This is a genomic window from Serratia sp. A07, assembly GCF_058725505.1.
Genome location: NZ_JBZXDO010000003.1, coordinates 1 through 20,869 on the forward strand (window position 1 = coordinate 1; position 20,869 = coordinate 20,869).

At 60.3% G+C, this 20,869-nt stretch carries 21 protein-coding genes; 18 read left to right on the forward strand and 3 right to left on the reverse strand.

What is annotated here, in order from left to right; translation table 11 throughout:
• Positions 1–541 precede the first annotated feature (541 nt).
• The 9 genes from AC4PR2_RS03660 to AC4PR2_RS03700 are packed head-to-tail and all read left to right on the forward strand — an operon-like array spanning position 542 to position 8,036.
• Positions 542–844 carry an urease subunit gamma gene (locus AC4PR2_RS03660; RefSeq protein ID WP_025160087.1) on the forward strand — a complete coding sequence of 101 codons (303 nt, stop codon included), beginning with the start codon at positions 542–544 and terminating at the stop codon, positions 842–844.
• Between the two features lie 55 nt (positions 845–899).
• Positions 900–1,346: an urease subunit beta gene (locus tag AC4PR2_RS03665; protein WP_148721150.1), complete on the forward strand. Its 447-nt coding sequence runs from the start codon at positions 900–902 to the stop codon at positions 1,344–1,346.
• Between the two features lie 3 nt (positions 1,347–1,349).
• Positions 1,350–3,065 (forward strand): urease subunit alpha, encoded by a 1,716-nt coding sequence (locus AC4PR2_RS03670; RefSeq protein ID WP_060440636.1) that lies wholly within the window; start codon positions 1,350–1,352, stop codon positions 3,063–3,065.
• A gap of 12 nt (positions 3,066–3,077) precedes the next feature.
• The gene (locus AC4PR2_RS03675; protein WP_047572557.1) at positions 3,078–3,674 is read left to right on the forward strand and encodes an urease accessory protein UreE; all 597 of its coding nucleotides are present in this window, start codon (positions 3,078–3,080) and stop codon (positions 3,672–3,674) included.
• Complete coding sequence (locus tag AC4PR2_RS03680; RefSeq protein ID WP_049202285.1) at positions 3,671–4,357, forward strand: urease accessory protein UreF; 687 nt, start codon at positions 3,671–3,673, stop codon at positions 4,355–4,357. The genes AC4PR2_RS03675 and AC4PR2_RS03680 overlap by 4 nt, the downstream gene beginning before the upstream one ends.
• 18 nt (positions 4,358–4,375) lie before the next feature.
• Complete coding sequence (ureG, locus tag AC4PR2_RS03685; protein WP_019454316.1) at positions 4,376–5,011, forward strand: urease accessory protein UreG; 636 nt, start codon at positions 4,376–4,378, stop codon at positions 5,009–5,011.
• Positions 5,008–5,955, forward strand: coding sequence for an urease accessory protein UreD (locus tag AC4PR2_RS03690; protein ID WP_049202286.1), 948 nt, complete (start codon positions 5,008–5,010; stop codon positions 5,953–5,955). Before ureG ends, AC4PR2_RS03690 begins: the two co-directional genes overlap by 4 nt.
• Before the next feature lie 19 nt (positions 5,956–5,974).
• Positions 5,975–6,952: an urea transporter gene (gene yut, locus AC4PR2_RS03695; protein ID WP_330113297.1), complete on the forward strand. Its 978-nt coding sequence runs from the start codon at positions 5,975–5,977 to the stop codon at positions 6,950–6,952.
• A gap of 40 nt (positions 6,953–6,992) precedes the next feature.
• Positions 6,993–8,036 carry a HoxN/HupN/NixA family nickel/cobalt transporter gene (locus AC4PR2_RS03700; protein WP_049271941.1) on the forward strand — a complete coding sequence of 348 codons (1,044 nt, stop codon included), beginning with the start codon at positions 6,993–6,995 and terminating at the stop codon, positions 8,034–8,036.
• Between the two features lie 73 nt (positions 8,037–8,109).
• Here AC4PR2_RS03700 and AC4PR2_RS03705 read toward each other — a convergent pair whose 3' ends face one another.
• Together AC4PR2_RS03705 and fadE are read right to left on the reverse strand one after the other, a co-directional pair.
• Positions 8,110–8,262 carry a Hok/Gef family protein gene (locus AC4PR2_RS03705; RefSeq protein ID WP_087763220.1) on the reverse strand — a complete coding sequence of 51 codons (153 nt, stop codon included), beginning with the start codon at positions 8,260–8,262 and terminating at the stop codon, positions 8,110–8,112.
• Positions 8,263–8,551: 289 nt separating this feature from the next.
• Positions 8,552–11,008: an acyl-CoA dehydrogenase FadE gene (gene fadE, locus AC4PR2_RS03710; protein WP_038871338.1), complete on the reverse strand. Its 2,457-nt coding sequence runs from the start codon at positions 11,006–11,008 to the stop codon at positions 8,552–8,554.
• A gap of 246 nt (positions 11,009–11,254) precedes the next feature.
• Between fadE and lpcA the strand changes: the two genes are divergently transcribed.
• Together lpcA and AC4PR2_RS03720 are read left to right on the forward strand one after the other, a co-directional pair.
• The gene (gene lpcA / locus AC4PR2_RS03715; protein ID WP_004930220.1) at positions 11,255–11,836 is read left to right on the forward strand and encodes a D-sedoheptulose 7-phosphate isomerase; all 582 of its coding nucleotides are present in this window, start codon (positions 11,255–11,257) and stop codon (positions 11,834–11,836) included.
• Between the two features lie 97 nt (positions 11,837–11,933).
• A complete protein-coding gene (locus AC4PR2_RS03720) occupies positions 11,934–12,737 on the forward strand; it encodes a class II glutamine amidotransferase (RefSeq protein ID WP_004930222.1) in 804 nt (267 codons plus the stop codon).
• Here AC4PR2_RS03720 and dpaA read toward each other — a convergent pair.
• A complete protein-coding gene (gene dpaA / locus AC4PR2_RS03725; protein WP_060425295.1) occupies positions 12,672–13,439 on the reverse strand; it encodes a peptidoglycan meso-diaminopimelic acid protein amidase in 768 nt (255 codons plus the stop codon). The two genes, AC4PR2_RS03720 and dpaA, sit on opposite strands and share 66 nt — an antisense overlap.
• A 552-nt stretch (positions 13,440–13,991) precedes the next feature.
• Here dpaA and AC4PR2_RS03730 point away from each other — a divergent pair.
• The 7 genes from AC4PR2_RS03730 to AC4PR2_RS03760 are packed head-to-tail and all read left to right on the forward strand — an operon-like array spanning position 13,992 to position 20,866.
• Positions 13,992–15,341: a Na(+)-translocating NADH-quinone reductase subunit A gene (locus AC4PR2_RS03730; RefSeq protein ID WP_060425296.1), complete on the forward strand. Its 1,350-nt coding sequence runs from the start codon at positions 13,992–13,994 to the stop codon at positions 15,339–15,341.
• Between the two features lie 3 nt (positions 15,342–15,344).
• Positions 15,345–16,586, forward strand: coding sequence for an NADH:ubiquinone reductase (Na(+)-transporting) subunit B (locus tag AC4PR2_RS03735; RefSeq protein ID WP_033649926.1), 1,242 nt, complete (start codon positions 15,345–15,347; stop codon positions 16,584–16,586).
• Entirely contained in the window at positions 16,576–17,370 is a 795-nt protein-coding gene (locus tag AC4PR2_RS03740; RefSeq protein ID WP_015376731.1) for a Na(+)-translocating NADH-quinone reductase subunit C, read from the forward strand. Before AC4PR2_RS03735 ends, AC4PR2_RS03740 begins: the two co-directional genes overlap by 11 nt.
• Entirely contained in the window at positions 17,363–17,992 is a 630-nt protein-coding gene (locus AC4PR2_RS03745; RefSeq protein ID WP_004930232.1) for an NADH:ubiquinone reductase (Na(+)-transporting) subunit D, read from the forward strand. Before AC4PR2_RS03740 ends, AC4PR2_RS03745 begins: the two co-directional genes overlap by 8 nt.
• A 6-nt stretch (positions 17,993–17,998) precedes the next feature.
• The gene (gene nqrE / locus AC4PR2_RS03750) at positions 17,999–18,595 is read left to right on the forward strand and encodes an NADH:ubiquinone reductase (Na(+)-transporting) subunit E (RefSeq protein ID WP_015376732.1); all 597 of its coding nucleotides are present in this window, start codon (positions 17,999–18,001) and stop codon (positions 18,593–18,595) included.
• Positions 18,596–18,610: 15 nt separating this feature from the next.
• Positions 18,611–19,834: an NADH:ubiquinone reductase (Na(+)-transporting) subunit F gene (gene nqrF / locus AC4PR2_RS03755; RefSeq protein WP_033649928.1), complete on the forward strand. Its 1,224-nt coding sequence runs from the start codon at positions 18,611–18,613 to the stop codon at positions 19,832–19,834.
• Complete coding sequence (locus AC4PR2_RS03760; protein WP_174137556.1) at positions 19,835–20,866, forward strand: FAD:protein FMN transferase; 1,032 nt, start codon at positions 19,835–19,837, stop codon at positions 20,864–20,866.
• Positions 20,867–20,869 lie beyond the last annotated feature (3 nt).

The following is a 20,869-nucleotide window of genomic DNA, read 5'->3' on the forward strand; positions in this document are numbered from 1 at the left end:
GGGCTCTATGAGTCCGAACTTAGAGCGCCCCTCTGGGGCGTAGTCAAAGCCGCCTTCTATGAAGGCGGATTTTTACTTTTAAGAACTTATTGGTATCAGCAATAGAATAGATAAATTTTTTTTAACTAAAAATGTATTTTTGTTCGTGTCTTATTTGTAAATTTAATTATATTTTCTGACCGTTGGTTACATGTCTTTAATATTGGTGGTTTGGTGCCTGAGGAGGGTATTTTTCTGGGTTTTATTGAGGTGGTGAAAACAAAGCAGGGTGGGCTGTGCTTTTTTTGATCGTTTTATTGTGGAAACAGAAAGAGAAAAAAAGAAATTTTATCGATAAAAACTATCATGTCACCGTTACTTTTTTATGGCGTGGGATAACTCATGCTCTAACGTGAATAAAGTTGTGGGTTGATCATCTCAATATTACCTCCTAGATTGTTCGAGGGTCAGATAAACGCAAATAAATAACGCAAGGTTATTAACTATTAATCACCTTTGGCCTCGTTTTGTCTGATTATTCCTATCGAGATCGGAGTGCCCCATGCAATTAACGCCAAGAGAAATTGAAAAGTTGATGGTCTATACCCTGGCCGACGTCGCATTAAAGCGAAAGTCCAGAGGGATAAAGCTGAATTACCCCGAGGCGGTGGCGATTATTACCACCGCAGCGCTGGAAGGCGCCCGCGAGGGAAAAACGCTGGAAGAAGTCATGAACGACACGCGGCAGGTATTGAGCCGCGATGACGTGATGGACGGCGTGGCGGATCTGATCCCGCACGTGCAGGTCGAAGCGATATTCAGCGACGGCAGCCGCCTGGTGACGGTGCACGATCCGATTCAGTAAGTGCGGTTTGCGTTCCTGATTGCCACGGATAAACCTTATCAGCACAGGTATTTCGATGAAAAAGCATGACCCAGAAAAGCACGTGCCGCCCGGCGGCTATATCCTGTCCGAAAACCCCATTACCTTCAATGAAGATCGCGAAAGCCTTATTTTAACGGTGCGTAACACCGGCGACAGGCCTATTCAGGTCGGTTCGCATTTTCATTTCTTTGAGGCCAACAAAGCCTTGCAATTCGATCGCGCTGCCGCCTTTGGCAAGCGTTTGAATATCACTGCCACGACGGCGATCCGTTTTGAACCCGGTGACGAGATTGAGGTGGCGCTTATTGCCATCGGCGGCAAACAAACGGTCTACGGTTTTAATAATCTGGTGGACGGTTGGGCGGGGGACAGCCCGGTTGCGGCCGGTGAAAGAGTAAAGAAAACGATAGATGTAAAGCGAGCTATTGAGCTGGGTTATAAAAACCTCGATCAGGCGCCGACGAAAACGAGCGAGGAATAACGCATGCCAACTCTCTCCAGGCAAGAATATGCCGGGCTGTTCGGCCCAACCACCGGCGATAAAATTCGTTTGGGCGATACGCAACTGTTTATTGAAATAGAGAAAGACCTGCGCGGCTACGGCGAGGAATCGGTCTACGGCGGCGGCAAGTCGCTGCGTGACGGCATGGGTGCCGACAACCGATTAACCAGCGATAACGTGCTGGATCTGGTGATTACCAACGTGACGATTTTGGACGCCCGGCAAGGGGTGATCAAGGCGGACGTCGGCATCAAAAACGGCCTGATCGCCGGCATCGGCAAAAGCGGCAACCCGGCGATGATGAACGGTGTCACGCCCGGGATGGTGGTGGGCGTCAGCACCGACGCTATCTCGGGCGAGCACCTGATCCTGACCGCCGCCGGCATCGATACGCATATCCACTTCATTTCGCCGCAGCAGGCGGCGCATGCGCTTTCCAACGGCGTGACGACGTTCTTCGGCGGCGGCGTCGGGCCGACCGACGGCTCCAACGGCACCACCGTGACCGCCGGGCCCTGGCATATCCACCGCATGCTGCGCGCCTTCGAGACTATGCCGGTCAACGTGGGGATGCTCGGCAAGGGGCACGCTTCGCACGCTGCGCCGCTGGTCGAACAAATCGCCGCCGGCGTGGCGGGGCTGAAAGTGCATGAGGACTGGGGCGCCACCAATTCCGCGCTGCGCCACGCGTTGCGCGTGGCCGACGACATGGATATTCAGGTGGCGGTGCACACCGACAGCCTGAATGAAGGCGGCTACGTCGAGGACACCATCGACGCCTTTGAAGGGCGCACCATCCACACCTTCCACACCGAAGGCGCCGGCGGCGGGCACTCGCCGGATATCATCAAGGTTGCCGCGCAGATGAACGTGTTGCCGAGCTCCACCAACCCCACGCTGCCGTTCGGCATCAACAGCCAGGCCGAATTGTTCGACATGATCATGGTGTGCCACAACCTCAATCCCAATGTGCCGGCCGACGTGGCGTTCTCTGAAAGCCGGGTGCGGCCGGAAACCATCGCGGCGGAAAACGTGCTGCACGACATGGGCGTGCTGTCGATGTTTTCCAGCGATTCCCAGGCGATGGGGCGGGTCGGCGAAAACTGGTTGCGGGTGATGCAGACGGCACATGCGATGAAAGTCGCGCGCGGCAAGCTGCCGGAAGACGCGGCGGAGCACGACAACTTCCGCGTGTTGCGCTACGTGGCGAAGATCACCATCAATCCGGCGATTGCGCAGGGCATCAGCCACGTGCTGGGTTCGGTCGAGGTCGGCAAGATGGCCGATCTGGTGCTGTGGGAGCCGCGCTTCTTCGGCGCCAAGCCGAAGCTGGTGATCAAGGGGGGGATGATCAACTGGGCGGTGATGGGCGATCCCAACGCGTCGTTGCCGACGCCGCAGCCCACGTTCTACCGCCCGATGTTCGGCGCCATGGGCAAATCGCTGCAGGAAACCTGCGTCACCTTCGTCTCCGGCGCCGCGTTGCACGACGGCATCAAAGAGAAACTGGGGCTGGAGCGGCAGGTGATGGCAGTGCATAACTGCCGGGCGATCTCCAAGCAGGACATGGTGCGCAATGCGGAAACGCCGAACATCGAGGTGGATCCCGAAACCTTCGCGGTCAAGGTCAACGGCGAACACGCCACGGTGAAGCCCATCTCTACCGCCGTGCTTAATCAACGCTATTTCTTCAGCTAGGAACCGCCGCTCATGATCGTGATTGAAAAGATACTCGGCAATATCAAACGGGATGCCGACTGGCGCGAACGCTTGCAACACGCCTCGCTGGACGTGCTGGCGCTTTCGCAGTGGGAGGCGCAGAAAAGCCGCTGCCGCAAGACGACCCGCGACGGCCAGGATCTCGGCATCTCCCTCGATCGTCATCAGGTGCTGGCCGACGGCGACGTGTTGCTTTGGGACGAAGCGAACCGCAGCGCGGTGGTGGTGCAGATGAACCTGCGCGACGTGATGGTCATCCATCTTGAGTCGTTGCTGGCGACCGATATGGCGACGGTGCTGAAGACTGCGTTCGAACTGGGGCATGCGCTGGGCAATCAGCATTGGAAATCGGTCATCAAAGGGAATCGCATCTTTATTCCGCTGACGGTGGCGACCAAGGTGATGGATTCGGTGATGAAAACCCACGGTTTCCACGCGTTGCCTTATTCGTTCGTGAAGGGCGAAAGCATTTTGCCGCATTTGACCCAGCCCGAAGCGCGCTTGCTGTTCGGCGGCGCGGAGGATTCCGCCACCCATGTGCATGTCGACAGCCCCTTCCTCGGCCAGCATGTGATCAAACTGAAATGAACGCCGTCCAGTTGATTCGCATTCTGCAGTTTGCCGACTCGGTGCTGCCGGTGGGGGCGTTCGCCTTTTCCAACGGCGTCGAGTCGGCGATCCAGGCCGGCATCGTGCGCGATGCCGACACGCTGCAGTCGTTCACCCGCACCGCCTTGCAACAGGCGGCGGGCGGCGACGGCCGAGCGGTGACGGCGGCCTGCCGGGCGCTGCAGGCCGGCGATCGCGAGGCGGCGATGGGCCACGACTGGGCGCTGTTCAACCGCAAGCTGAACGAAGAGGGCCGCAACATGGTGGTGCGGATGGGAAAAAAGCTGGCGGAAATGGCGGCGGCCATCTGCGACGAACCTCAGGTGGTCTGGTGGCTTGAGCAGATCAAAACCGGCCGCGCCGCCGGCACCTATCCGGTGACGCAGGCGGTGGTGATGACGGCGCTGGGCGCCGGCCCGCGCGAGGTAGCGGTGATGCATCAGTACGGCGTGGCGATGACCATTCTCAGCGCCGCCATGCGCCTGATGCGCGTCACCCATATCGACACCCAACGCATCCTGTTTCAACTCAACCGGGACATCGACGTTTTTTGTGACGAAGCCGAACGCGGCGGCGTTGAACAAATGGCCTCTTACGCGCCGGTGACCGATGTCCTGGCCGCACTGCACGTCGGCGCATTTACCCGACTGTTCAGCAACTGATAATAAGGAACGAGCAGAGTGAAAAAAATTACCCGCATCGGTATCGGCGGCCCGGTAGGCTCGGGCAAGACCGCGATCATTGAAGTCATCACGCCGCGCTTGATCGAGCGGGGCATCAGCCCGCTGATCATCACCAACGACATCGTCACCACCGAAGACGCCAAACAGGTCAAGCGCACGCTCAAGGGGATCCTGGACGAGGAGAAAATTCTGGGCGTGGAAACCGGCGCTTGCCCGCATACCGCCGTGCGGGAGGATCCGAGCATGAATATCGCGGCGGTAGAGGAGATGGAGGCCCGCTTTCCGGAAAGCGACGTGGTGATGATCGAGAGCGGCGGCGATAATCTGACGCTGACCTTCAGCCCGGCGCTGGCGGACTTTTACATCTATGTCATCGACGTCGCCGAAGGGGAAAAGATCCCGCGTAAAAACGGGCCGGGCCTGGTGCAGGCCGACATCCTGGTGATCAACAAAATCGATCTGGCCCCCTATGTCGGCGCCAGCCTGGCGGTGATGGAACACGACACCCGCGTGGTGCGCGGCGAGCGGCCTTATATTCTCACCAACTGCAAAACCGGCGAAGGCATCGACGAGCTGGTGGACATGATCATGCGTGATTTCCTGTTCACCCATGCGCCGTCGGCGGCGGTATGACGGCGGTCAGCGAAGCCGCGAGGCGCGTCGCGCAGCTTGGCGCCGATGCGCCGGAGCTGGCCGATTATCAGGATGAGCCGCCGCAAATGGCCAGCGGCGGCGTGGGCAAAACCGGCTATCTGCGGCTGGGGTTTGCGCTAAGCGGGCATCGCAGCGTGCTGCGGCAGATGGAGCGGCGCGTACCGTTTCTGGTGCAGCGGGCGCTGTATTGGGATGAAGCGCTGCCGCAGATGCCGTGCGTGTTCGTCATCTCCACCTCGGGATGCATCTTGCAGGGCGATCGCCTGACGCTCGAGGTGCAGGTCGCCCCCCAGGCCTGCGGGCATGTCACCACCCAGTCGGCGACCAAGATCCACGCCATGGAAAATAATTACGCGGCGCAGATGCAGACGCTGACGCTCGAAGAGGGCAGCTATCTGGAGATGATGCCCGATCCGGTGATCCCCCACTGCGGTTCGCGCTTCATTACCGATACCCGCATTACGCTACACCCGACGGCGACGCTGCTCTACGGCGAGATCCTGATGTCGGGGCGCAAACACCATCAGGCGGATCGCGGGTTCAGATTCGACGTGTACTCCTCGCGCATCAGTGCCTGCCGCCCCGAGGGCAAGACGCTGTTTGTCGAACGCTATGTGCTGGAGCCGCATAAACACCCGCTGAACGGGGTCGGCGTGATGGGGCCGTTCGACGTGTTCGGCAATGTGATCCTGCTGACGCCGCCCGAGCACCATCAGCGGATCCTCGATCGCATCGCGCCCCATTATGACGAGGTTGAGGGGATCGCCAGCGGCGTCAGCCGGTTGCCCAACGAGTGTGGGCTGATCTTTAAGGCCCTGGGCAAAGAGGCGCGCCAGGTGAAGGCGGCCATTCGCGTTTTCTGGCGCGTCGCCCGGGAAGAGATCCTGGGCGTGACGCTGCCGGAGCCCTTTATCTGGCGCTAATCTGCAGCGGGAAGCGGTCATGACGACAAGGTGGAGTTGGGGCGGTCTGTGTACCCACAGCCGGATAGCGGTGGCGACGGATGCGGTGCTGCGCGGCTGTTCGCAGGTGATGTTTCAAAATAACCCGTTGACCGGATTACTGTTTTTTATCGCCATTTTCGTGGGCGCCTATGAGGAAGGGTTGCCGCAGGTGGCCTTCGGCTGTCTGCTGGGCACTGCGTCGGCGACGCTGAGCGCGGCGTGGCTGGTGGACGATCGCACGGCGTTACGCTCTGGGCTGTATGGCTACAACGGCTGCCTGGTCGGCGCCGCGCTGCCGACCTTTTTACTGCCCTCGGCCTGGCTGTGGATCGGCGTGATGTTCAGCAGCACGATCTCGGTGATCGTCACCGTTGGCCTCAATCGGCTGTTGCGCACCTGGAAGATCGCGGCGCTGACGGCGCCTTTCGTGCTGACCACCTGGACGGTGCTGTTGGCCAGCTACCCGTTCAGCCATCTGCGGCATGTACGGTTGCCGGCGGCGGCCATCCCGGCCGACGGGGCGGTGTTCTACGCGCATCCCGGCGTCGCAGAGATGCTGAGCGGCGCGCTGCACGGCGTTTCTCAGGTCTTTTTGTGCAGCAGCGTGAGCGGTGGCGTACTGCTGTTGTTCGGGCTGGCGGTGTCGTCGCCGCGCGCGATGCTGCTGGGTTTTTTCGGCGCGTTGCTGGCGGTGGTCACATCGCTGGCGATCGGCGCCGATCCGCAGGCGGTTTTCGCCGGGCTGTACGCCTTCAGCGCGGTGCTGACGGCGGTGGCGCTGGGATCCGTCTTCAACCCGCCCGGCCGGCGAGTGCTGATCTATACGCTGCTCGGCGTGATTTTTACGGTGCTGGTGCAGGGCGCGTTCAATACCTTGCTGGCCCCGCTGGGCATGCCGTCGTTGACCATGCCGTTCGTGATCGCGTCCTGGCTGTTTTTGAGCGCTAATCCGGCGGTGATCGCGGCGCGGCGCTAATCCATTGATTTGAACATAACGATAAAACAGGAGTGTGGGTATGGCGGTAGTTTCCGAAGGATTGCATGGCGCGGCCCGGCGACGGGCGGTATCCCTGTTGCTGGGGCTGGTGGCGGTCAACGTCATCGTCTGGCTGCTGGCGCTGGCGGTGTTCAAAGACAATGCCGCGCTGATGGGCACCGCCTTGCTGGCCTACAGTTTTGGTCTGCGCCATGCGGTGGATGCCGATCACATCGCCGCGATCGACAACGTGACCCGCAAGCTGATGCAGCAGGGCAAAACGCCGGTGGCGGTCGGTACCTTCTTCTCGCTCGGCCACTCGACCATCGTGGTGCTGGCCTCGGCCGCGATTGCCGCGACGGCGATGATGTTCAGCCGTCAGATGGGCTGGTTTCACGAAACCGGCGGCCTGATCGGCACGCTGGTGTCCTCGTTGTTTTTGCTGACGGTCGCCTTTATCAATCTGCTGGTGCTGATCTCCGTGTGGCGAGCGTTCCGGCAGGTGAAGGCGGGCGAGCTGCCAGCGCATCAATCGCTGGATCTGCTGATGAGCGGCGGCGGTGTGCTGGCGCGCTGTTTCCGCCCGCTGTTCAGGCTGGTGAACCAGAGCTGGCACATGTACCTGGTGGGTTTCTTGTTTGGCCTGGGCTTCGACACCGCCACCGAGGTCGGGCTGCTGGGGATTTCGGCCGCCGGTGCGGGCCATGGCATGAACCTGTGGAGCATCATGCTGTTCCCGGCGCTGTTCGCCGCCGGCATGGCGCTGATCGACTCCATCGACAACTTCGTGATGATTGGCGCTTACGGTTGGGCGTTCTCCAAACCGATCCGCAAACTGTACTACAACATGACCATCACGGCGGCGTCGGTGATCATCGCAGTGTTTATCGGCGGCATCGAAGCGCTCGGGCTTATCGCCGACAAGCTGGCGCTGTCCGGCCCGCTGTGGGACGCCGTCGCGCGGCTCAACGATCATCTGGGGGAGATGGGCTATTGGGTGATCGCCGTGTTCATCTTCTGCTGGTTGGTGTCGGTGGTGAATTACCGCCTGCGCGGCTACGACAAACTGACGGTCAGCGGTTGAAAAGACGGGTGCTCGTGGATCCTGCCTGACACCATCGGCCAACGGGCGGGGCGAACCCCGCCGTTGGGTTGCCTTACCGTTCGGATTCGTAAGCCAAAGTGGCCGCAACCTCCGAGTCTCCCAGCCTGATGCGCAGTTCGCACAGCGAACCGCGGGTTAGCCAGATGAACGCGATCAGCGTCATACAGACGATCACCAGTTTAAGTACGACCCGTTTATGCTGCATTTTTGACCTCCCTATCCTTGCCTTGCGGCGGGTAAGAGGCTAACCTGATGTTGCTTGGCATCAGAGTGGCCTCGGGTTGATAATATCGACTCGGGGCCTTTCTCTTTCTCTCCTTTGCCAAGGCTCCGGACAGAAAGATCCAGAGCACCCGCCGCGCAGTCTACTCGAACTTCCTTCCCGTGAAATCCGCCGTTGCGCCAACCTGCGGCGCGGTGCGCAGTTCGTGATGCAAGAAAAGAAAAAGGGGCGATGATGATCGCCCCTTGGATGCGTGAAGTTTGAATTGGCGTTAAGCCGCTTCGGTCTGCTGTTGGCGCTTAGACTGCGCCGCCGGCTTTTCCGGCTTGGCGGCCGCCAGCGCATCCGGCGCAAAGTCGTCCACGTTGATGGAGCGCAGACGGCTCTCTTCGGCTTTCACCAGAATTTTCGCTTCGTCGGCGCTGATCTTGCCTTCTTCCAGCGCGCGTTCCGCCAAACGATCCAGACGGGTGAACGGCAGGTTTTTGCCGACCGCCTTGCACAGACGTTCGTGAATCGGCTCGGCGGCCATCACGTCGGCCAGCGCCGCTTCCAGCAGGCCGATTGGGTTATGTTCGCTCGGCGTCAGGTACTGGCCGCGCCCCAGACGGCTGCGGGTGGCGGAAGGTACCTGCAGGATCTTGGCCAACTGGTGATCCAGACGATCGGACGGTGCGGTATGCACACGGCCGAGCGGGAAGACCACGAAGCGCATCGCGCCGGCGATAAAGCGGTTCGGGAAGTTACGCAGCAGGTCATCCAGCGCCTGTTCGGCTTTATGCAGGCTGTCTTGCACGCCCCAATGCACCAGCGGCAGATCTTCTTTCTGACGGCCTTCGTCGTCAAAGCGTTTCAGCACGGCGGAAGCCAAATACATCTGGCTGAGGATGTCCCCCAGGCGAGCGGAGATGCGCTCGCGGCGCTTCAGGCTACCGCCCAGCACGCCCATGGAAACGTCCGACAGCAACGCCAGGTTGGCGCTCAGGCGGTTCAATTGCTGATAGTAACGACGGGTCGCGTCCTTGGTCGGCGTGGCGCTGGTGCGGCCGTTGGTCAGGCCCAGCCAGAAGCTGCGTACCTTGTTGCTGCCAACGTGGCCCAGATGGCCGAACAGCGATTTATCGAAGGCGTTCAGATCGTTGCTCTGCGCCGCCGCCATTTCATCCAGCACATAAGGATGGCAGCGGATCGCGCCTTGACCGAAGATCATCATGGTGCGGGTCAGGATGTTCGCGCCTTCCACCGTGATGGCGATCGGTGCGCCCTGATAGGCGCGAGCCAGGAAGTTGGATTCACCGAGCATGATGCCTTTACCGCCGGCGATGTCCATGGCGTCAACGATCGACTGCTGGCCGCGGTGCGTACAGTGGTATTTGACGATGGCCGACAGCACGGCCGGCTTCTCGCCCTGCACCAGCGCATAGGTGATCAGCGAAGCGGCGGCGTCCATCACATAGGTGTTGCCGGCGATGCGCGCCAACGGCTCTTCGATCCCTTCCATCTTGCCGATGGAGATCTTGAACTGACGGCGAATGTGCGCGTAGGCACCGGTCGCCAGGGCGATGGATTTCAGGCTGCCGGTAGAGTTGGACGGCAGGGTGATGCCGCGACCGACCGACAGACACTCAACCAGCATGCGCCAGCCCTGGCCGGCCATTTTCGGGCCGCCGATGATGTAATCGATCGGGACGAACACGTCGGTGCCGCGGGTCGGGCCGTTTTGGAACGGCACGTTCAGCGGGAAGTGGCGGTTGCCGATTTCCACGCCCGGCGTGCTGGTCGGGATCAGCGCACAGGTGATGCCCGGGGATTCGTTGTCGCTCAGCAGGCGGTTCGGGTCATGCAGTTTGAACGCCAGGCCCAGTACGGTGGCGACCGGCGCCAGCGTGATGTAGCGCTTGTTCCAGGTCAGGCGCATGCCCAGCACCTGTTTGCCCTGCCAGTCGCCCATGCACACGGTGCCGACGTCCGGAATGGCACCGGCATCGGAGCCCGCTTCCGGGCTGGTCAGCGCGAAGCAAGGGATCTCGTCGCCGCGCGCCAGGCCCGGCAGATAGTGGTTTTTCTGTTCTTCGGTGCCGTAGTGCTGCAGCAGTTCGCCCGGGCCGAGGGAGTTCGGCACGCCGACGGTGATCGCCAGGATGCCGGAAACGCCGGCCAGTTTTTGCAGCACCATCGCCTGAGCATAAGGAGAGAATTCCAGACCGCCGTACTCTTTCTTGATGATCATCGCGAAGAAACGGTGCTCTTTCAGGTATGCCCAGAGTTCAGGCGGCAGATCGGCCAGTTCGTGGGTGATCTGGAAGTCGTTGGCCATGCGGCAGGCTTCTTCCACCGGGCCGTCGATAAACGCCTGCTCTTCTTCCGTCAGGCGCGGTTTCGGGTAGCTGTGCAGCTTGTTCCAGTCCGGCGCGCCGCGGAACAGATCGCCTTCCCACCAGGTGGTGCCGGCGTCGATCGCCTCCTTCTCGGTGGTGGACATCGGCGGCATCACCTTGCGGAAGGCGCGCAACGCCGGTGCGGAGAGCAGGGAACGGCGCAGGGAGGAAAGGTTCAGCGGCAGCAGCACGATCGCCAGCGGCAGCAACAGCCAGAAGCTCCACAGGCCAATCGCGCCCATGGCGGCGGTGTACGCCACCAGGATCAGGCTGCTGAGGGTAAGGTTCACTCGGTGATAGAACACCACGCCGAGGAGAGCCAGTAAAACGACAATACTAAGAACCATCATAAGAAGCTCCGAAGTAGTAAGAGGTCTGACCTGTTGTGTGTATGTAATAGGTTTTAGTACAAGGCAGAATTTTTATCAATGCGTTTACAGTTTAATTACAACTCAGGTCACAAACTGACAGCACCAATCATCAAAAACCTCTCCGCTTCCTTAACCGGCGCGCTGTTTGGCTGAGAATGCTTCTCGCTGTTTCCGCGATCCGGTACACTGCGGAGCGGAAGATTTGACGATAACAAGAGGTTCCTCATGTACCACGACCTTATTCGCAGTGAACTGAACGAAGCGGCTGATACCCTGGCGAAATTTATCAATGACGACGCCAACATCGACGCCATCCAACGTGCGGCGGTGCTGCTGGCGGATTCCTTCAAAGCCGGCGGTAAAGTGATTTCCTGCGGCAACGGCGGTTCCCATTGCGACGCGATGCACTTCGCCGAAGAGCTGACCGGCCGCTACCGTGAAAACCGCCCGGGCTACCCGGCGATTGCCATCTCGGACGTGAGCCACCTGTCCTGCGTCAGCAACGACTTCGGCTATGAGTACGTCTTCTCTCGCTATGTGGAAGCGGTAGGCCGCGAAGGCGACGTGCTGCTGGGCATTTCCACCTCCGGCAACTCCGGCAACATCATCAAGGCCATCGACGCGGCGCGCGCCAAGGGGATGAAAGTGATCACCCTGACCGGCAAGGACGGCGGCAAGATGGCGGGTTCCGCCGATGTGGAAATTCGCGTGCCGCACTTCGGCTACGCCGACCGCATTCAGGAAATCCACATCAAAGCGATTCACATCTTGATTCAGCTGATCGAAAAAGAGATGGTTAAGGCTTGATAGCCTGCGGGGAGCTGCGGCTCCCCAAGAATAAGACTGCGGGCGCCGCATGGTGCGCCCGCACGGCCTGTGTCAGTGTGGTTAAGGAGTGCTGGCGATGTGTGAACTGCTCGGGATGAGCGCAAACGTACCGACCGATATCTGCTTCAGCTTTACCGGCCTGGTACAGCGCGGCGGCCGCACCGGGCCGCATAAGGATGGCTGGGGCATTACCTTCTATGAAGGGAACGGCTGCCGCACATTCAAGGATCCGCAGCCGAGCTTCAACTCGCCGATCGCCCGCCTGGTGCAGGACTACCCGATCAAGTCCTGTGCGGTGGTGTCCCATATTCGCCAGGCCAACCGCGGCGAAGTGGCGCTGGAAAACACCCACCCGTTCACCCGCGAACTGTGGGGCCGCAACTGGACCTACGCGCACAACGGCCAATTGAAAGGCTACCGTCAGCTGGATACCGGCACGTTTCGCCCGGTCGGCCAGACCGACAGCGAATACGCGTTCTGCTGGCTGCTGCATCAGCTGGCGCTGAAATACCCGCGCACCCCGAGCCAGTGGCCGGCGGTTTTCCGCTACATCGGCCTGTTGGCGAGCCAGCTGCGCAAGAAAGGGGTATTCAACATGCTGTTGTCGGACGGGCGCTTCGTGATGGCCTATTGCTCTACCAACCTGTATTGGATCACGCGCCGCGCGCCGTTCGGCAAGGCGACGCTGCTCGATCAGGATGTGGAAATCGATTTTCAGCAGCAGACCACACCGAACGATGTGGTCACGGTGATCGCCACCCAACCGCTGACCGCCAACGAAACCTGGCACAAGATTGAGCCAGGCGAGTTCGCGTTATTTCACTTCGGTGAGCGGCTTGTTCTGAGCGAAGGGGTTGGTGTTGGGCGTCGGGCTGGCTGACGCGTACTGCGTCATCTGGCCGCTGCTCATCAACGGTTGACCCAGCACGTACTGGCCGTTGTCCACGGTCATCATCGGTGGCTGGTGGTTCTTCGCGAAGTAATCGTAGCCCGGCTTCAGCTGGCGCCAGAAGGCGATATAGCTGGATGACGCATGGCGCTTGAGGTTTTGCTCGGTCATGCGGAACGGGTAGATGCTGATGTCGACGCGGCTTTGGCCATAGGCGAAGGCGGCTTCGACATAGCGATAGATCTCATCCATATAGGTGTTGGTCATCGCGTAACAGCCGATCGATTTACATTCACCGTGGATCATCAGATAAGCACCGGAATAGCCCTGCGATTTATCGTAATCATTAGGGAAACCGATATTGATCGCCCGATAATACTTGCTGTCGGGTTTCAGATGGCGCGCGTCAACGCTATAAAAGCCTTCCGGACTTTTAAAGTCGCCTTCACGACGCTTAGGACCCAGCCCGCCGGAGAAATTACAGATCGGGAACGTATTGACCAGGCGGAATTCATTGCCCATTTTGGCATACAATTCCAGCTTGCGTTCCTCTTTGAAGATCTGAATATAGACCGGCGAACCCAATAATTGCTGTTTAACTACCGGCGTTTCCGGTACCTGCTCGCTGGCGCTGCAGGCCGTGATCATCGGCATAGAAACAAGCATCGCAAACAACAGCGCGATTTTGCTCATTATTATTCCTGCTTATATTTATCTGCCAGCCAATGACGTTGGTCGGCATGCCACTGATTATTGTTTTTACTGCTGCAAAACACCGCCAGATTACCAGCGCGTTTATTTTTAGCAATACGTGATATGTATAAAAAAACGACAAAGCTCGATAAAAGTGAAATGACCGGCAGATTTTAACGATAAGTAGTGAAAAACACGCGAAATTTAATTGCGTTTGCTTGACCCAAGTCACGACGGAACGCAGAACAATGTTGCGAACAATGTTAATATTCCCTCTTCAATTTAACGCGCTGTGGCGATTGAAGCGGCAGGGGTTATGGCATATAACCCGGCCGTTTTGAAGGTTATTTGGCTACAGGCCGTTAACACATCGACTGTCGAGCAAACAACGGAAAGGGGGAATCAAGGGAATGCGCGTTACCCCGATTTTTCACTGCGAGAAAGTTCATGTTGGGCGTGCCGCCATGCGCACTGCCCGGCAATCCTGGCATCGTCAGCACCCGCCTCTGGGGCCGGGCAGACGTGTAAACCAAACTACATCGTATAAATCCTATGATTAAGATCAGAAAAGGGTTAGATCTGCCAATAGCCGGGGCTCCGGTTCAGGCGATCCAAGACGGCCCGAACATTCAGCATGTCGCCCTGCTTGGGGAAGAGTATGTCGGAATGCGTCCCTCCATGCTGGTGCAGGAAGGCGATACCGTTAAGAAAGGCCAGGCGTTGTTCGAAGATAAGAAAAACCCCGGGGTTTTCTTCACGGCTCCCGCCAGCGGCCGCATCGCCGCGATTAACCGCGGCGAACGGCGCGTATTGCAATCGGTGGTGATTGCGCTGGAAAACGGCGGTGACGATCAGCTCGAGTTTGCGCATTACCCGCTGGGTGAGCTGGCCCAGCTGCCGCGCGAACAGGTCGAGAGTGAACTGATCGCCAGCGGCCTGTGGACCGCGCTGCGCACTCGTCCGTTCAGCAAAACGCCGAGCCCCGGCAGCGAAGCGCGCGCCATTTTCGTCACCGCGATGGATACCCAGCCGCTGGCCGCCGATCCGCAGGTGATCATCGCCGAACAGCAGGCGGCGTTCAACGCCGGGCTGCTGGTGTTGGCGCGCCTGACGACGGGCAAGGTACACGTATGCCACGCCGCCGGTGCCTCCGTTGGCCAGCAGAGCAGCCCGCAGATCGCCTACAGCGAATTTGCCGGCCCGCACCCCGCCGGGCTGGTGGGTACGCACATTCACTTCCTGGAACCGGTCAGCCTGAAGAAAACCGTTTGGCACATCGGCTACCAGGACGTCATCGCCATCGGCACGCTGTTCACCACCGGTAAGCTCGATACCCGCCGGGTTGTGGCGCTGGCCGGGCCGCAGGTGGCGCAGCCGGCGCTGCTGCGCACCCGCCTGGGGGCCAGCCTCGAGGAGCTGACCGCCGGCCGCCTGAAAGACGGCGAGAACCGGGTGATCTCCGGTTCGGTGCTGAACGGCATGCACGCCGCCGGCCCAAACGCCTGGCTCGGCCGTTTCCACTCGCAGGTGTCGGTGCTGGAAGAAGGGCGCGACAAAGAGCTGTTCGGTTGGATCGTGCCTTCGCCGAACAAGTTCTCCATTACCCGCACCACGCTGGGCCACTTCCTGAAGAACAAACTGTTCGCCTTCTCGACTACCACTAACGGCGGCGAGCGCGCCATGGTGCCGATCGGCAACTACGAGCGGGTGATGCCGCTGGATATTCTGCCGACGCTGCTGCTGCGCGATCTGCTGGCGGGCGACAGCGACAGCGCGCAGGCGCTGGGCTGCCTGGAGCTGGACGAGGAAGATCTGGCGCTGTGCACCTTCGTTTGCCCCGGCAAGTATGAGTACGCGCCGGTGCTGCGCGAGGTGCTGACCAAGATTGAGCAGGAAGGATAACCGATGGGCCTGAAGAATTATTTTGAGAAGATAGAGCATCACTTCACGCCGGGCGGCAAACTGGAAAAGTGGTACCCGCTGTATGAAGCGACCACCACGGTGTTTTATACCCCCGGCACGGTGACGCGCGGCGCTTCGCACGTGCGCGACGCCATCGATTTGAAACGCATGATGATCCTGGTGTGGCTGGCGGTATTCCCGGCGATGTTCTGGGGCATGTACAACGTCGGCCAGCAGGCAATCCCGGCGCTGCACCATCTGTACAGCGGCGACGAGCTGCAACAGGTGCTGGCGGGCGACTGGCATTATCGCCTGGCGCAGTGGCTCGGCGCCTCGCTGGCGGCCGACGCCGGCTGGGTCAGCAAAATGGTGCTGGGCGCCTGTTACTTCCTGCCGATCTACGCCGTGGTGTTTGTCGTCGGCGGCTTCTGGGAAGTGCTGTTCGCCATTATCCGCAAGCATGAGGTCAACGAAGGCTTCTTCGTCACCTCTATCCTGTTCGCGCTGATCGTGCCGCCGACCCTGCCGCTGTGGCAGGCCGCGCTGGGCATCACCTTCGGCGTGGTGGTGGCCAAAGAGATATTCGGCGGCACCGGGCGCAACTTCCTCAACCCGGCGTTGGCCGGCCGCGCCTTCCTGTTCTTCGCCTATCCGGCGCAGATCTCCGGCGATCTGGTGTGGACCTCTGCGGACGGTTTCTCCGGCGCGACGCCGCTGGCGCAGTGGAGCGCAGGCGGGGCGCACAGCTTGAGCAACGTGGCCACCGGCCAGTCCATCAGCTGGATGGACGCCTTCCTCGGCAACATTCCCGGCTCCATCGGTGAAGTCTCCACGCTGATGATCCTGATCGGCGGGGCGATTATCCTGTTCGGCCGCGTGGCCTCCTGGCGCATCGTCGCCGGCGTAATGCTCGGCATGGTGGCTTCCGCCCTGTTGTTCAACGCCATCGGTTCCGATACCAACCCGATGTTCGCCATGCCGTGGTACTGGCATCTGGTGCTGGGCGGTTTCGCCTTCGGCATGATCTTTATGGCGACCGACCCGGTTTCCGCCTCCTTCACCAACAAGGGGAAATGGTGGTACGGCATTCTGATCGGCGTGATGTGCGTGCTGATCCGGGTGGTCAACCCCGCCTATCCGGAAGGCATGATGCTGGCGATCCTGTTCGCCAACCTGTTCGCACCGCTGTTCGATTATCTGGTGGTGCAGGCCAACATCAAGCGGAGAAAAGCCCGTGGCGAATGAAGCGAAAAACGACGGCATCGGTAAAACGCTGCTGGTAGTGCTGCTGCTGTGTCTGGTGTGTTCAGTGGTGGTGGCGGGCTCCGCCGTCGGCCTGAAGTCCAAACAGCAGGAGCAAAAGCTGCTCGATAAGCAGCGCAATATTCTCGACGTAGCCGGCCTGTTGCAGCCGAAAATGGAGAGCGAGCAGGTCAAGCGCCTGTACAGCGAACGCATCGAGCCGCGCCTGGTGGATCTGAACAGCGGCGAGTTTGTCGCCGGCAAGGCGGCGGCGTTCGATCTGGGCGCCGCGCTGCGCGACGACGCCAAAAGCGTGGCGCTGGCGGCGGGCGACGATCCGGCCGGCATCAAGCGCCGCAGCAATCAGGCGGAAATCTACCTGGTGCGCGATGAAAGCGGCCAGGTGAACAAGATTGTGCTGCCGGTATACGGCACCGGCCTGTGGTCGATGATGTACGCCTTCGTGGCGCTGGATAACGACGGCAACACGGTCAAGGGCATCACCTACTACGACCAGGGGGAAACCCCGGGGCTGGGTGGCGAGGTCGAGAACCCGTCCTGGCGCCAGCAGTGGGTCGGCAAACAGCTGTTCGACGACAACGGCCAGCCGGCGATCCGCGTGGTGAAAGGCGGCGCGCGTCAGGGGGATGTGCACGGGGTGGACGGCCTGTCCGGCGCCACGCTGACCTCCAACGGCGTGCAGCATACGTTTGATTTCTGGTTGGGCGAGCACGGCTTCGGCCCGTTCCTGAAAAAAGTTCGTGAAGGAGCGCTGAAAAATGGCTGATTCCAAAGAGATAAAGCGGGTCCTGCTGGGGCCGCTGTTCGACAATAACCCGATCGCCCTGCAGGTGCTGGGCGTTTGTTCTGCGTTGGCGGTGACCACCAAGCTGGAGACGGCGGTGGTGATGACCATTGCGGTGACGCTGGTCACGGCGTTCTCCAGCTTCTTCATCTCGCTGATCCGTCACCATATTCCCAACAGCGTGCGCATCATCGTGCAGATGGCGATCATCGCCTCGCTGGTGATCGTGGTCGATCAGCTGTTGCGCGCCTACGCGTTCGAGATCTCCAAGCAGCTGTCGGTGTTCGTCGGCCTTATCATCACCAACTGTATCGTGATGGGGCGCGCCGAGGCTTACGCCATGAAGTCGCCGCCGATCGAGAGCTTTATGGACGGCATCGGCAACGGGCTGGGCTACGGGGTGATCCTGGTGCTGGTCGGTTTCCTGCGCGAGCTTATTGGCTCCGGCAAGCTGTTCGGCGTCCCGGTGCTGGAAACGGTGCAGAACGGCGGCTGGTATCAGCCGAACGGCCTGTTCCTGCTGGCGCCGAGCGCGTTCTTCATCATCGGCCTGCTGATCTGGGTGCTGCGCACCCTGAAGCCGGCGCAGATCGAAAAGGAGTAAAGGCCGATGGAACACTATATCAGCCTGTTTGTGCGCGCGGTGTTCGTCGAGAACATGGCGCTGGCGTTCTTCCTCGGGATGTGTACCTTCCTGGCGGTGTCGAAGAAGGTCTCGACCGCCTTTGGCCTGGGCATCGCGGTGACCATCGTGCTCGGCATTTCGGTGCCGGTGAACAACCTGGTCTACAACCTGATCCTGCGCGACGGTGCGCTGGTGGAAGGCGTCGATCTGAGCTTCCTCAACTTCATCACCTTCATCGGCGTGATCGCGGCGCTGGTGCAGATTTTGGAGATGATCCTCGATCGCTTCTTCCCGTCGCTGTATAACGCGCTCGGCATCTTCCTGCCGCTCATCACCGTGAACTGCGCCATCTTCGGCGGCGTGTCCTTCATGGTGCAGCGCGACTACAACTTCGCCGAATCGGTGGTGTACGGCATCGGCTCCGGCACCGGCTGGATGCTGGCGATCGTCGCCATGGCGGGGATCCGCGAAAAACTCAAGTATGCCAACGTGCCGGCGGGACTGCGCGGCCTGGGCATTACCTTTATCACCACCGGACTGATGGCGCTGGGCTTCATGTCCTTCTCCGGTGTTCAGTTGTAAAGGCGGGAAGAATTTATGGAAATTATTTTAGGCGTAGCAATGTTCACCACCATCGTGATGGTGCTGGTATTGCTGATCCTGTTCGCCAAATCGAAGCTGGTGAACACCGGCGACATCGCGGTGGAGATCAACGGCGATCTGGATAAGAGCTTCCATGCGCCGGCGGGCGACAAGCTGCTCAACGTGCTCTCCAGCCAGGGAATTTTCGTCTCCTCGGCCTGCGGCGGCGGCGGTTCCTGCGGCCAGTGCCGGGTGGTGATCAAAGAGGGCGGCGGCGATATCCTGCCGACCGAGCTCTCGCACATCAACAAGCGCGAAGCAAAAGAGGGTTGCCGCCTGGCGTGCCAGGTGAACGTGAAGCAGAACCTGAAGATCGAGCTGCCGGAAGAGATCTTCGGCGTGAAGAAATGGGAGTGCGAAGTTATCTCCAACGATAACAAAGCCACCTTTATCAAAGAGCTGAAGCTGAAGATCCCCGATGGCGAAGACGTGCCGTTCCGCGCGGGCGGTTTCATCCAGATCGAAGCCCCGGCGCACGACATCAGCTACGCCGACTTCGACGTGCCGCAGGAGTATCGCGGCGACTGGGACAAGTTCAACCTGTTCCGCTACCGCTCGACGGTGAACGACACCACGGTGCGCGCCTACTCGATGGCCAACTACCCGGAAGAGAAGGGCATCATCATGCTCAACGTGCGTATCGCCACGCCGCCGCCAAACAACCCGGACGTGCCGCCGGGCATCATGTCTTCCTATATCTGGTCGCTGAAGGCGGGTGACAAGGTGACGATCTCCGGGCCGTTCGGCGAGTTCTTTGCCAAGGACACCGACGCCGAAATGATCTTCATCGGCGGCGGCGCGGGCATGGCGCCGATGCGTTCGCACATCTTCGATCAGCTCAAGCGCCTGAACTCGAAGCGCAAGATCACCTTCTGGTACGGCGCGCGTTCGCTGCGCGAGATGTTCTATGAAGACGACTTCAACCAGCTGCAGGCGGAGAACGACAACTTCACCTGGCACGTAGCGCTGTCGGATCCGCAGCCGGAAGATAACTGGACCGGCTACACCGGCTTTATCCATAATGTTCTGCTGGAGAACTACCTGAGGAATCACCCGGCGCCGGAGGACTGCGAGTTTTACATGTGCGGGCCGCCGATGATGAACGCCGCGGTGATCAAGATGCTGAAAGATCTGGGCGTCGAAGACGAAAACATCATGCTGGATGACTTTGGTGGCTAAATGCGCGCATTGGCGATGAAGAACTGGCTGACGGGCGTGGCGCTGAGCGCCACCCTGCTGCTGACCGGCTGCGGGCCGGAACAGGTGGACCTGACGGGTAAAACCATGGGCACCTCGTATTCGATCCGTTATGTGACCGGCGACGATACGCCGTCGGCGCGTGAGATGCAGGCGGAGATCGATAAACGGCTGGAGCAGGTGAACGACCAGATGTCCACCTACCGGCCGGACTCCGAGCTGAGCCGCTTCAACGCCAGCCGCGACATTGACCGGCCGTTCCCGGTTTCGCCGGCGACCGCCGAGGTGGTGCGCGAAGCGCTGCGCATCAACCGCGTCACCGACGGCGCGCTGGACGTGACCGTCGGGCCGCTGGTCAATCTGTGGGGCTTCGGCCCGGAAGGGCGGCCGGATAAAGTGCCGAGCGAGGCGGAGCTGGCGCATCGCCGCGCCTGGACCGGCGCCGACAAACTGTCGGTGCAGGGCAGCGCGCTGGTGAAAAGCATCCCCGAGCTGTATGTCGACCTGTCGTCGATCGCCAAAGGATACGGCGTGGACGTGGTGGCGGAATATCTGCAATCGCAACACGTGCAAAACTACATGGTGGATATCGGCGGTGAAGTCCGCACTCGCGGGCGCAACGGCGAGCAAAAGCCGTGGCGCATCGCCATCGAGCGCCCGACCGCCGGTGCGCAGCAGCAGGCGCAGTTGGTGATCCAGCCAGGGGAGATGTCGATCGCCACCTCGGGTGACTATCGCAACTACTTCGAGCAGGACGGGGTGCGCTATTCGCACACCATCGATCCTATCACCGGCCGGCCGATCAACCACCGCCTGGTGTCGATCACCGTACTGAGCCCGACCTGTATGACCGCCGACGGCCTGTCCACCGGCCTGAACGTGATGGGGCCGGAGCGCGGCCTGGCGCTGGCCAATCTGCTCGGTATCCCGGTGTTCATGATCGTGAAAACCGCCGACGGGTTTGAGGAGCGTTATTCGGACGCGTTCAAACCCTACCTGAAAAAGAGTTCGTGAGGT

Coding starts and splice junctions, on each gene's coding strand:
- AC4PR2_RS03670 (WP_060440636.1), top strand. CDS start 1,350: ATGCCAACTCTCTCCAGGCAAGAATATGCCGGGCTGTTCGGCCCAACC.
- AC4PR2_RS03745 (WP_004930232.1), top strand. CDS start 17,363: ATGGCTGATTCCAAAGAGATAAAGCGGGTCCTGCTGGGGCCGCTGTTC.
- fadE (WP_038871338.1), bottom strand. CDS start 11,008: ATGATGGTTCTTAGTATTGTCGTTTTACTGGCTCTCCTCGGCGTGGTG.
- lpcA (WP_004930220.1), top strand. CDS start 11,255: ATGTACCACGACCTTATTCGCAGTGAACTGAACGAAGCGGCTGATACC.
- AC4PR2_RS03760 (WP_174137556.1), top strand. CDS start 19,835: ATGCGCGCATTGGCGATGAAGAACTGGCTGACGGGCGTGGCGCTGAGC.
- nqrF (WP_033649928.1), top strand. CDS start 18,611: ATGGAAATTATTTTAGGCGTAGCAATGTTCACCACCATCGTGATGGTG.
- AC4PR2_RS03665 (WP_148721150.1), top strand. CDS start 900: ATGAAAAAGCATGACCCAGAAAAGCACGTGCCGCCCGGCGGCTATATC.
- AC4PR2_RS03735 (WP_033649926.1), top strand. CDS start 15,345: ATGGGCCTGAAGAATTATTTTGAGAAGATAGAGCATCACTTCACGCCG.
- AC4PR2_RS03675 (WP_047572557.1), top strand. CDS start 3,078: ATGATCGTGATTGAAAAGATACTCGGCAATATCAAACGGGATGCCGAC.
- AC4PR2_RS03720 (WP_004930222.1), top strand. CDS start 11,934: ATGTGTGAACTGCTCGGGATGAGCGCAAACGTACCGACCGATATCTGC.
- AC4PR2_RS03680 (WP_049202285.1), top strand. CDS start 3,671: ATGAACGCCGTCCAGTTGATTCGCATTCTGCAGTTTGCCGACTCGGTG.
- dpaA (WP_060425295.1), bottom strand. CDS start 13,439: ATGAGCAAAATCGCGCTGTTGTTTGCGATGCTTGTTTCTATGCCGATG.
- AC4PR2_RS03730 (WP_060425296.1), top strand. CDS start 13,992: ATGATTAAGATCAGAAAAGGGTTAGATCTGCCAATAGCCGGGGCTCCG.
- AC4PR2_RS03660 (WP_025160087.1), top strand. CDS start 542: ATGCAATTAACGCCAAGAGAAATTGAAAAGTTGATGGTCTATACCCTG.
- AC4PR2_RS03700 (WP_049271941.1), top strand. CDS start 6,993: ATGGCGGTAGTTTCCGAAGGATTGCATGGCGCGGCCCGGCGACGGGCG.
- AC4PR2_RS03690 (WP_049202286.1), top strand. CDS start 5,008: ATGACGGCGGTCAGCGAAGCCGCGAGGCGCGTCGCGCAGCTTGGCGCC.
- yut (WP_330113297.1), top strand. CDS start 5,975: ATGACGACAAGGTGGAGTTGGGGCGGTCTGTGTACCCACAGCCGGATA.
- AC4PR2_RS03705 (WP_087763220.1), bottom strand. CDS start 8,262: ATGCAGCATAAACGGGTCGTACTTAAACTGGTGATCGTCTGTATGACG.
- nqrE (WP_015376732.1), top strand. CDS start 17,999: ATGGAACACTATATCAGCCTGTTTGTGCGCGCGGTGTTCGTCGAGAAC.